Origin of the sequence: Devosia sp. Root635 (assembly GCF_001427605.1) — a bacterium.
Taxonomy (GTDB): domain Bacteria; phylum Pseudomonadota; class Alphaproteobacteria; order Rhizobiales; family Devosiaceae; genus Devosia.
The window spans coordinates 103,272-112,963 of the sequence record NZ_LMGZ01000005.1; the positions used below are offsets into that span (position 1 = coordinate 103,272).

Annotated in this window: 9 protein-coding genes; 6 read left to right on the forward strand and 3 right to left on the reverse strand. The window is 65.9% G+C overall.

What is annotated here, in order from left to right:
• Positions 1-264: 264 nt before the first annotated feature.
• From ASD80_RS04180 to rsmA, 6 genes are all read left to right on the forward strand, one after another.
• Positions 265-1,335, forward strand: coding sequence for an LptF/LptG family permease (locus tag ASD80_RS04180; protein ID WP_162247310.1), 1,071 nt, complete (start codon positions 265-267; stop codon positions 1,333-1,335).
• Complete coding sequence (locus tag ASD80_RS04185; RefSeq protein WP_056229407.1) at positions 1,332-2,402, forward strand: LptF/LptG family permease; 1,071 nt, start codon at positions 1,332-1,334, stop codon at positions 2,400-2,402. Before ASD80_RS04180 ends, ASD80_RS04185 begins: the two co-directional genes overlap by 4 nt.
• Before the next feature lie 20 nt (positions 2,403-2,422).
• Entirely contained in the window at positions 2,423-4,690 is a 2,268-nt protein-coding gene (locus ASD80_RS04190; RefSeq protein WP_056229410.1) for an LPS-assembly protein LptD, read from the forward strand.
• A 97-nt stretch (positions 4,691-4,787) separates the two neighbouring features.
• Positions 4,788-5,687 carry a SurA N-terminal domain-containing protein gene (locus ASD80_RS04195; RefSeq protein WP_162247311.1) on the forward strand — a complete coding sequence of 300 codons (900 nt, stop codon included), beginning with the start codon at positions 4,788-4,790 and terminating at the stop codon, positions 5,685-5,687.
• Positions 5,688-5,738: 51 nt separating this feature from the next.
• Positions 5,739-6,737 carry a 4-hydroxythreonine-4-phosphate dehydrogenase PdxA gene (gene pdxA / locus ASD80_RS04200; RefSeq protein ID WP_056229416.1) on the forward strand — a complete coding sequence of 333 codons (999 nt, stop codon included), beginning with the start codon at positions 5,739-5,741 and terminating at the stop codon, positions 6,735-6,737.
• Entirely contained in the window at positions 6,734-7,576 is an 843-nt protein-coding gene (rsmA, locus tag ASD80_RS04205; RefSeq protein ID WP_056229419.1) for a 16S rRNA (adenine(1518)-N(6)/adenine(1519)-N(6))-dimethyltransferase RsmA, read from the forward strand. The genes pdxA and rsmA overlap by 4 nt, the downstream gene beginning before the upstream one ends.
• A 19-nt stretch (positions 7,577-7,595) precedes the next feature.
• Here rsmA and ASD80_RS04210 read toward each other — a convergent pair whose 3' ends face one another.
• From ASD80_RS04210 to ASD80_RS04220, 3 genes are all read right to left on the reverse strand, one after another.
• Entirely contained in the window at positions 7,596-7,928 is a 333-nt protein-coding gene (locus ASD80_RS04210; protein WP_056229422.1) for a type II toxin-antitoxin system PemK/MazF family toxin, read from the reverse strand.
• 2 nt (positions 7,929-7,930) lie between these two features.
• Positions 7,931-8,230, reverse strand: a complete 300-nt coding sequence (locus ASD80_RS04215; protein ID WP_056229423.1) for an AbrB/MazE/SpoVT family DNA-binding domain-containing protein — start codon at positions 8,228-8,230, stop codon at positions 7,931-7,933.
• Positions 8,231-8,323: 93 nt separating this feature from the next.
• Positions 8,324-9,556: an MFS transporter gene (locus ASD80_RS04220; protein WP_200950225.1), complete on the reverse strand. Its 1,233-nt coding sequence runs from the start codon at positions 9,554-9,556 to the stop codon at positions 8,324-8,326.
• Between the last annotated feature and the right edge of the window lie 136 nt (positions 9,557-9,692).

Genomic DNA, 9,692 nt, shown 5'->3' on the forward strand with positions numbered 1-9,692 from the left:
GGTCCTTCAGCGGTCCACCAGACCACCCCCTCCCCAGCTCTGCTACGGCCCTTCGGGCCGAGCGGCGCTACCCTCCCCTCAAGGGGGAGGGTGGGCAGGAGCCGATAGAGGAATGCAGCTACCGAGTGCCCAAGGGGAGAAGGAACCCGGCGGGCAATACCGCAACAGGGTGGCGGACAAATCCGGATGCAGGACGGTGTGTGCTTGTGCGGCAAGGCGAACTGCACCAAGGTCCGGCTCGCACGGGAGACACTGGCCGACCGCATGAAGAGACTGACAGCCTATCTTGCACGGATGTTCGTGACGGACGCGCTGATCCTGTTCGGCGTGGTGTGCTTCCTGCTGTGGCTGGTCAATTGCCTGCGCTCGTTCGACGTGGTGTCGATCAAAGGGCAGAGCATAGTCGTGCTCGGGGTGCAGGCGCTCTATACGATGCCGCCGCTGGCCATCGCCTTCTTTTATGTGTGCATCGGCATCGGGCTGGCGCGGGCACTGCAGGCGCTGCAGGCCAACAAGGAGCTGCATATCATCCATACCAGCCACGGGCTGGGCTCGCTGTGGCGGGCGACGGCGGTGGTGGCCGGAGCCGGCGTTGTGGGCGTGCTGCTGCTGTCGAACTTCGTCGACCCCTATGCCTATCGCCGGCTCAATGCCCTCAGCGCCAGCATCGCCGCAGACCTGGTCAGCTCGACGCTGCGGCCGGGGCGCTTTACCCAGGTGACGCCGGGCGTGGTGCTACTGATCGGCGGGCGCGGGGCCGATGGGGAAATCCGGGAATTCTTCGCCGATGACCGGCGCGACCCCGAAATGCGACGGACCTATATCGCGGAGTCGGCGCGGGTGGCCAGCGACGGGCTGGCCTATGTGCTGGAGCTGCGCAACGGATCGCTGCAGTATAACAGCGATAGCGGGCGGTTCTCGGAAATCACCTTCGGCCGCTATGACATCAATGTCGACCAGTTGTCGCAGCCGCTGGCGCGGAGCAACCCGCTGCTGGAACAGGACAGCGTGTCGCTGGTCACCGAAGCGATGGCGAGCGGCCAATGGCGGCCGGGCGTGCTGTCGCTGCTGACCGACCGTATGGCCGAGGGCCTGCGGGTGATCGGCATGGCCATGATGGTGCTCGCGGTCATGGGGTTTCCCAGCGGAAGGCGGGCGCGCATTCCGGTGCCGATGGAAGCGGGCGTGCTGCTGATCGCCTTCGGGGAGCGCGGCGTCAGCGCCTACAGCCCATTGGGCACGGCGACGGGGGCCCTGGCGATGATCGCGGTGGCGGGCATCGCGCTGCTGATCCGGGCGCGGCGCCGCCCCCTGCCCCTGGTGGCATTGTCATGACCCGGATCGACTGGCTGGTGCTGGGGCGGCTGGGCAGCCGCATCGGGGTCACGGTTTTCGTGTTCTACGGGCTTATCGCGCTGGTGGAATCGCTGGACACTTGGCGGTTCAATTTCGTCGCCAACGCCCATGGCGTGCCGATGGCGCTGGTCATGGTGGCGATGAGCGCGGTGAAATGGACAATCAAGACGCTGCCGGTGACGGTGCTGATGGGGGCGGCGCTCGGCTTTCTCGATCTCAAGGCCCGGCACGAGCTGACGGTTATCCAGGCCAGCGGCATGTCGATATGGCGCACGGTGCGGGCCCCGGTCATCGCCCTGGCGCTGGTGAGCCTGGCGGTGTCGCTGGGGCTCGAAACGGTCAGCGCCCAGCTCAACCGGCAGCTCAACCCCACGCCGCCCGGCCAGGCCGCGATGCTGACGCCGCCGGGCGAGGTGTGGCTGGAGCAGCGCAGCGGCGAGTTCCACTACATCATGATGGCCACCGGCATGCAGCCGGGCGGTGCGGTGCTCGGCAATGTTACGCTGTTTCACCTGGGCGACGGCAGCCAGGAGCGCGTCCAGACCGCCGAAGCCACGCTCGAAAACGGCGAATGGGTGTTTGCTTCCGCCATCGTGCGCAGCCCGGACAAGCCGGCCGAGACCGTGTTCGACTATCGGGTGCCAACCAGTTCGTCACCGGCCGAGCTGGGGCTCAAGCTGGCATCGACCGAGGACATGACCTTTTTCGAGCTGGCAAGGCTGCTGCAATCGGGGGTTTCGGACGCCGGCATCCGCACCGCCGCGACCATGCGGCTGATCAAGCTGCTGGCTTTGCCACTGGTGCTGACGGGGTCGCTGTTCATTGCTTTTGCGTTTACCGCAGGTTATCGAAGAGGCTCTAATTATGGTCCGGCGGTCCTTTACGGGATCGTGCTCGGGTTCGTTGTATTCGTGATTACCGAGATGGCCGACCGTGCCGGGTCGACCGGCGTTCTCGATCCCACGTTCGCGGCAGTCGGACCGGCGTTTGTGGCCATCGTCATCGGCGTGACGGTGTTGCTGCACAAGGAAGACGGACGCGCGTGAGTATGAGGGCGAAAAGGGGGATGTCGCCGCGCCGCCTGGCCTGGGCCAGCGCGTTGCTGGCGCTTGGCGTCAGCTCCGGCGCTTTCGCCCAGGGCATCGTGCCGCGAAACTTCTTCAATGCCCCGGTCGACGCCTCGGCACCCGCCGCGGTGGAAGCCAATATGCTGACTTTCGACAGCAATGCCAACATCATCACCGCCAATGGCGACGTGGTGCTGAGCCAGGGTGGCTATACGCTGACCGGGGACAACCTGGTCTATGACCGGAACAGCAAGGCGCTCAAATTCGTCGGCCATGTCAGCGTGACCGATCCGGCCGGGAATGTCGCGGAGATGGCCGATCTCGATGTTACCGGCGGCATGAAGCAGGCCTTCATGAATTCGCTGACCATCACCACCTATGACGGGGCGCGGATCACGGCGGACAGCGTCGACTATGACACGGCCCTGCGCACGCTGATGGAAGACGCGACCTACGCGCCCTGCGGCGACTGCATCGACCATGCCGGACGGCGGATCGGCTGGTCGGTCAGCGCGTCGCGCATCACCTACAATTCCGAAGACGGCTCGCTTCATCTGGAGCAGCCGACGCTGGCCCTATTGGGAATTCCGGTGGCGTGGCTGCCCTTCCTGTGGCTGCCCGATACCAGCGAAACCGCGCTCGCCAACATGCGGATGCCCAGCTACGACTATGGCGAATTGACCGGGCACAAGCTGGAAGTGCCCTACTACGCCTATTCGAGCCGCTGGACCGATATCATCCTGACGCCGACGGTGATGAGCCGGCAGGGCTTCCTGATGGGCGCCGAATGGATCCAGCGGTTCGATGCCGGCTCGTTCCAGATCAAGGCATCGGGGCTCTACCAGTTGGATCGGGCGGCCTATGCCGGCACGGTGGGCGACCTCGACTGGCGCGGCGCCATCCAGACCTCGGGCGAGTTCAGGCCGGTGCGGGACTGGACGGTCGGCTGGAGCTATACCGCCTTTACCGACGCGGCCTATCTCACCGATTACCGGCTCACGCTGGGCAAATCGACGGTCAACCAAGTCTATGCGACGCATCTGACCAACGACACGTTCATCGATGCGCGCGTGCAGCAATTCAATCAGCTCGGCAACGTGACCGCGGCGGCGCAGGACCAGCAGGGCAAGACCCTGCCGGTGGTGCGCTTCGAGCATATCGAGGATCTGGGACCCGGCAATGGCCGGATCGAGATCAGCGGGCGGCTGCTGGGCGTGCAGCGGGGCGCCGATGCCGGCGCTGCACCCCGGGTGTGGGGCTATGAAGGCTACAAGCAGCATCTGAGCCTCACGGCAGGCTGGCAGACGCAATGGATCGGCGCTGGCGGGTTCGTGGCGACGCCCTATCTGGGCGGGCGGGCGGACCTGGCCTATTACGACGGCACCAGCGCCCTGCTGCCCGGCGCGACGACCCTGTGGAGCGCCACGCCGATCGCGGCCATGGATGTGCGTTTTCCGCTGGCGGCCAGCGATGGCTCGACGGTGCATCTGATCGAGCCGATCGCGCAGGTGGTGTATCGCGGCTCGAACACGACCAGTGTCGGCATCACCAATGACGATGCGCAGAGCTTTGTCTTCGATGACACGAATTTGTTCAGCTACAACCGCTTTTCGGGCAGCGACCGGCAGGAAACCGGGCTGCGCGCCACGGTTGGCGGGCGCTACCAGGCCAATTTCGCCGACGGCGGCTATATCGAGGTGATTGCCGGGCAATCGTTCCAGCTGGCGGGCGCCAATGCCTTTGCCACGCCGGGCCAGGCGCAGACGGCAGTAGGATCGGGCATGGACATGGCGGCATCCTATGCGGTGCTGGGGGCCTATGGCTCGTTCACGCCGGGGCTGAAATTCGGCGGCAAGCTGCAGGTGGATACGGGCGCGATGCAGGTGGCGCGCGCCGGGCTGGGCGCCAGCTACAGCCATGACGACGGCTGGGGCGCGACGTTCGACTATACCTATCGCGCCGCCAATCCGGGCCAGGGCATGCTGGTGCCGCAGCACGAAATCGGCGGGGAGCTTACGGTTCCGCTGGCGGAATACTGGTCGATCAAGGCCAGCAGCTATTGGGACCTCACGGCCAATACCTGGCTGCAGGTGGGCGGCGGCGTGGTCTATGACGACGGGTACCTGGTGATCGGGGCCAATGCCACGCGCACCGGCCCGACCCATACCTCACCCGATGACACGCGGCTGACGGCGACCTTCCGCCTGAAGGCGCCGGCCGGGCTCGATGTCGGCTACCAAGGCGGCATCCCGCTGCCGGACTTCTAGGCGCCAACCGATTTTGGCCTCAATCATCGGGCAATTGACAGCGCGCCATTCCCGCCGCATTGAGGGCGGGTGGATTGACGCGAGGCGGATAATGACGATGGCCAAGACTGTTTGGGGGCGTGCTGCCGGCGCCGTGATCATGGGCGTGGTCCTGAGCGTGGCCGCGGCGCTGCCGACGATGGCGCAGAGTGTACGCGTCACCGTCAACGGCACGCCAATCACCGACCTGCAGGTGGCCGCGCGGGTAAAGCTGTTCGCGCTGGAAGGCAACGGCACCGGCACAAGAGGCGCCACCGAACAGTTGATCAACGAGGCCCTGCAGATCGAGGAAGCCAAGCGGCTCGGCGTGACGGTCTCCAATGCGCAGATCGACGAGGCGCTGCTGCAAATCTCGCGCAACATGAATGTCAGCCAGGACAAGCTGGTGGGCATGCTGCAGCAGGGCGGTGTCAGCATCGAGACACTCAAGGACCGGCTGCGCGCCGCCATCGCCTGGAACGCGGTGACCGAGCAGGCCATCATGCCGCAGGTGCAAATCTCCGACCTGGCCCTGGACCAGCAGGCCGAGAGCCAGATGCAGGCCTTCCAGAACTTCGACTATATCCTCAAGGAAATCATCTTCGTGGGCGCGGGCTCGAGCGGACGCTCGGGCCAGGCCAACAATTACCGGTCCAAGTTTGCCGGCTGCGATACCGCCGTCGACCTGTCGCTCGCCTATACCGATGCGGCGGTGATCGATGTGGGCCGGCGCCATGCCACGCAATTGCCGGAAGCCATCGCCAAGGAACTGGCGGGGCTCAATGTGGGCGGCATCACCAAGCCGCGCGTGGTTGAATCGGGCGTGTCCATGCTCGCCGTGTGCGAGAAGACGCAGGCCGAGGACCTGACCTTCGTCAAGGGTGACCTGCGGGCCGCACAAGGCAATGAGGCGCTCGAAGGCGAGGTCCAGAACTATCTGGCAAACCTGCGCGCCCGCGCCAAGATCGTCTTCAACTAAGCCTTCGGGCCTGCCGAGGCGGGCCCGAAATCTTCTTGCCTGGGGGCCGAGATGGACAAGCCGCTGGCCATCAGCATGGGCGAACCCGCGGGGGTCGGCCCCGACATCATCCTGGCGCTCCATGCCCGGCGGGCCGAACTGGACCTGCCGCCCATCTGCGTCTTCGGGCATCCTGAATTTCTGAGGCAACGCGCCGAGCGGCTGGGCCTGGCGATCGACATTGCCGTGGCCGGCCCGGATGGCGCCAATGACGCTTTCGGCTCGGCGCTGCCGGTGGTGGCGGTAGACGGGCTGATGCCCGATCATCCGGGACAAATCTCGCCGGTCTCGGGGGGGGCGGTGATCCGTTCCATCGAAGCGGCGGTGGAGGCGACGCTGGCCGGCGCCTGTCGCGGGCTGGTGACGGCGCCTATCCACAAGGGCGCGCTCTACCATGCCGGGTTCAGGCATCCCGGCCATACCGAATTCCTCGCCGAATTGTGCGCCAATGGCGGCAAGCCGCATCTGCCGGTGATGATGCTGGCGCATGGCGGGCTGCGCGCCGTACCGGTGACCATCCATGTGCCGATCAGGGATGTGCCCGAGCTGCTGACCAAGGCGCTGATCGTCGAGACGGTACGCGTGGTAGCGCATGACCTCAGGCACCGCTTCGGCATCGCCAACCCGCAGATCGGGATGGCCGGGCTCAATCCGCATGCGGGAGAAGGCGGCGCCATCGGGCGTGAGGAACTGGAAATCGTCGGGCCGGCGGTGGCGCAACTGCAATTCGAGGGGATCGGGGTGGAAGGCCCCCTGCCCGCCGATACGCTGTTCTACCCGACCCATTGGGCGCGCTATGACGCCGTGGTGGCGATGTATCACGACCAGGCGCTGATCCCGATCAAGACGGTGGCGTTCGAGGAGGCCGTCAACGTGACGCTGGGCCTGCCCATCGTGCGGACCTCGCCGGACCATGGCACGGCCCTCGACCTGGCCGGCACGGGCCGCGCCTCGCCCGCCAGCTTCCTCGCGGCCATCAGAGTGGCCGATGCGATGACGGCGGCGCGATGAGCCAGATCGACAAGCTGCCGCCTTTGCGCGAGGTGATCGCGGAGCATGGCCTGCGCGCCAAAAAGGAGCTGGGGCAGAATTTCCTGCTCGACCTGAACCTGACGGCGCGTATTGCCCGCGTGGCGGGCTCGCTGGAGGGTGTGCGCGTCATCGAGGTGGGTCCGGGACCGGGCGGGCTGACGCGGGCCCTGCTGGCGGAAGGCGCGCGCGAGGTGATCGCCATCGAGCGCGACGCGCGGGCGCTGCCGGCGCTGGCGCAGATCGCCGCGGCCTATCCGGGGCGGCTGACCGTGATCAGCGGCGATGCCATGGAGATGGACTATCGGCTGCTGGCGGACGGGCCGACGCGGATCATCGCCAACCTGCCCTATAATATCGCGACACCGCTGCTCACGGGCTGGCTGACGCTGGACCCGTGGCCGAGTTTTTTTGAGAGCCTGACGCTGATGTTCCAGCGGGAAGTGGCCGAGCGGATTTGTGCCAGGCCGGGGGAAGACCCCTATGGGCGGCTCGGCGTGCTGGCGGGGTGGCGGACGGAGGCGCGGATTGCCTTCAATGTGGGCCGCCAGGCCTTCGTGCCGCCGCCGAACGTGACCTCGGCGGTGGTGCATCTGGTGCCCAAGGCGGTGGGCGACGACGTGACGGTGAAGAACCTGGAGCACATTACCCGTGCGGCCTTCGGGCAGCGGCGCAAGATGGTACGGCAGAGCCTCAAGGCGGCGGGTGTACCGGTGGAGGGGTTGTTGGCGGCGGGCGGGCTCAGGGGGGATGAGCGGGCCGAGGAATTGCCGGTGGAGGCGTTCCTGGCCATGGCGCGGGCGCTGCCGGGATTGCGGTAACCCCCGCTTCCATCCCAGCCTATTGCGCTATCGTGGCAATCTTCGCCAAGACATCTTCCATGATGAAGTCCGGAACCATGTCGCCCGAGGGCTTGCCCTTGCGTGCTATCATGTCCAATGCACTCAACTGGTCCACCTGGATAACGCCGGTTACGCCAGTACCGGCACCAGAGAGGTTCACGGCAAAGCCCCTCATGCGGCTATAATTCCCGATAGTGGTTATCGGGCAGACCAGAGGGACACCGCCCTTGTTAAAGGCCCGAGGCGACACGATCAGCACATAGTGCGGACCCTGCTGCTCGCGGCCGGCGGCCGGTGACAAATCGCAATGCCATATCTCCCCTCGTTCCATTCCTACAGGAGTTCCCGGCCAACGGGGGGAGCGTCAAGCCAGGCGCGTTCTTCCTCACTAAGGGGGGCGTCGAAATCGCAATGAGCCAGCAGTTCCTCAAGCGTGTATTTCGGGCGCCGCACTGCTGGTTCCAAAACGAGCTTTTGGTCTTCGACCTTGACTGTCAATTCCTGGCCTTCATGCAGATGCAACGTGTCACGCGCCGCTGCAGGCACGGTCATAACCAGCGATCCGCCCGACTTCTTGAGCCGCGTATGGCTCAAAATGCCTGGAGATAGCGCCGCACGTATGGTTTTCGCCATGACATTCAATCCTAAAATGTTGAACTATTATGTAACATCGCATTGTCAGGGCGACAAGGCCACAGCTCAGCAGCGTGCTGAAACCTGGGCCGACTACACCCCCGCTGGCGGCTCCGGCGGATGTTCCGGCACCGGCAGCGCCGGCACGAAGACGAGTCTGATGGCCACGAGGAGCGCCAGCAGGGCCGCGCCGCCGCTGACCAGCATGACGCCGGGCCAGGCCCAGGCGGTCCAGGCGTAGCCGCCCAGCGTGCCGAGGATCGAGGCGCCGAGATAGTAGGAGACAAGATAGATGGCCGAGGCTTGCGCCTTGCCGATGCGGGCGCGGCGGGTGACCCAGGCGCTGGCTATGCCGTGGGCGGCGAAAAAGCCCATGGTGGCAATGGCGAGGCCCAGAATGACGATGATGGTACTGTCGACCATGGTGACGGCCATGCCGGCGCCCATGAGCGCCACCAGCGCCCAGAACACCTTTCGCCGGCCCAACCGTTGCGAGAGGGAACCGGCCCAGGTGGAGCTGACGCTGCCCAAGAGGTAAACGAGAAAGATGGTGGCGATAGCCGAGTGGCTGAGCAGGAAGGGCGGCAAAGCCAGGCGGAAGCCGGCATAGTTGTAGAGCGTCACGAAGCCGCCCATGAGCAGGAAGGCGCTGGCGAAAAGCCAGGGGAGAGCGGCATCGTCGAAGCTGGCGCGGCAGCGCTGCCAGAGGGTGGCAAGGCCGATGGGGTCGCGGGCGAAGTGGCGCGGCCTGGGCAGCAGGATGGCGACGGCGATGGCGGCGAGAAGGATCAGCCCGGCCAGGATGCCGGTGCCGAGGCGCCAGCCGAGGACATCGGACAGGACGCCGGAAATGACGCGCCCGGCCATGCCGCCAATGGCGGTGCCACCGATATAGAGGCCCATGGAATAGCCCAGGGCCTCCGGAGCCATTTCCTCGGAGAGGTAGACCATGGCCACGGCGGGAATGCCCGCCAGGGTCAGCCCCATCAGGGTACGCAGGGTGATGAGCTGCCACCAGACCTGGGTGAAGGGCAGCAGCATGCCGAGAATGGCGGTGATGAGCAGCGCGCCGACGATCAGGCGATGGCGGCCGAGGCGGTCGGCCAGCAGGCTGGCGGGGATGAGGGCCACGGCCATGGTGGCGGTGGTGGCCGAGAGGGCCAGCGAGGCGGTGCCGGCGTCGCGCACCCAATATTGCGCGAACATGGGCAGCAGGGGCTGCACCGAATAGAGCGAGGCGAAGACGGAAAAGGCGCAGAGGAAGAAGGCGATATTGGCGCGGAGGAATTCGGGCGTGCCGCGACGGATGGCGGGCGGGGTGGTCATGGATGGCATCTTTTCACGAACATCACCAGCTCCACCACGCGTCACCCTCGGGCTTGTATCGACGAAATCTGATTAAGATGTCCCGGGAGGCGGTCGCATCCGCGCTCCCGGGCAGACATCGACCGTCCTCGGGCAG

What these genes read in the sequence shown, in the direction of transcription:
- ASD80_RS04180 (WP_162247310.1), top strand. Translation starts at nt 265, where the DNA reads ATGAAGAGACTGACAGCCTATCTTGCACGGATGTTCGTGACGGACGCG.
- ASD80_RS04185 (WP_056229407.1), top strand. Translation starts at nt 1,332, where the DNA reads ATGACCCGGATCGACTGGCTGGTGCTGGGGCGGCTGGGCAGCCGCATC.
- ASD80_RS04190 (WP_056229410.1), top strand. Translation starts at nt 2,423, where the DNA reads ATGTCGCCGCGCCGCCTGGCCTGGGCCAGCGCGTTGCTGGCGCTTGGC.
- ASD80_RS04195 (WP_162247311.1), top strand. Translation starts at nt 4,788, where the DNA reads ATGGCCAAGACTGTTTGGGGGCGTGCTGCCGGCGCCGTGATCATGGGC.
- pdxA (WP_056229416.1), top strand. Translation starts at nt 5,739, where the DNA reads ATGGACAAGCCGCTGGCCATCAGCATGGGCGAACCCGCGGGGGTCGGC.
- rsmA (WP_056229419.1), top strand. Translation starts at nt 6,734, where the DNA reads ATGAGCCAGATCGACAAGCTGCCGCCTTTGCGCGAGGTGATCGCGGAG.
- ASD80_RS04210 (WP_056229422.1), bottom strand. Translation starts at nt 7,928, where the DNA reads ATGGAACGAGGGGAGATATGGCATTGCGATTTGTCACCGGCCGCCGGC.
- ASD80_RS04215 (WP_056229423.1), bottom strand. Translation starts at nt 8,230, where the DNA reads ATGGCGAAAACCATACGTGCGGCGCTATCTCCAGGCATTTTGAGCCAT.
- ASD80_RS04220 (WP_200950225.1), bottom strand. Translation starts at nt 9,556, where the DNA reads ATGACCACCCCGCCCGCCATCCGTCGCGGCACGCCCGAATTCCTCCGC.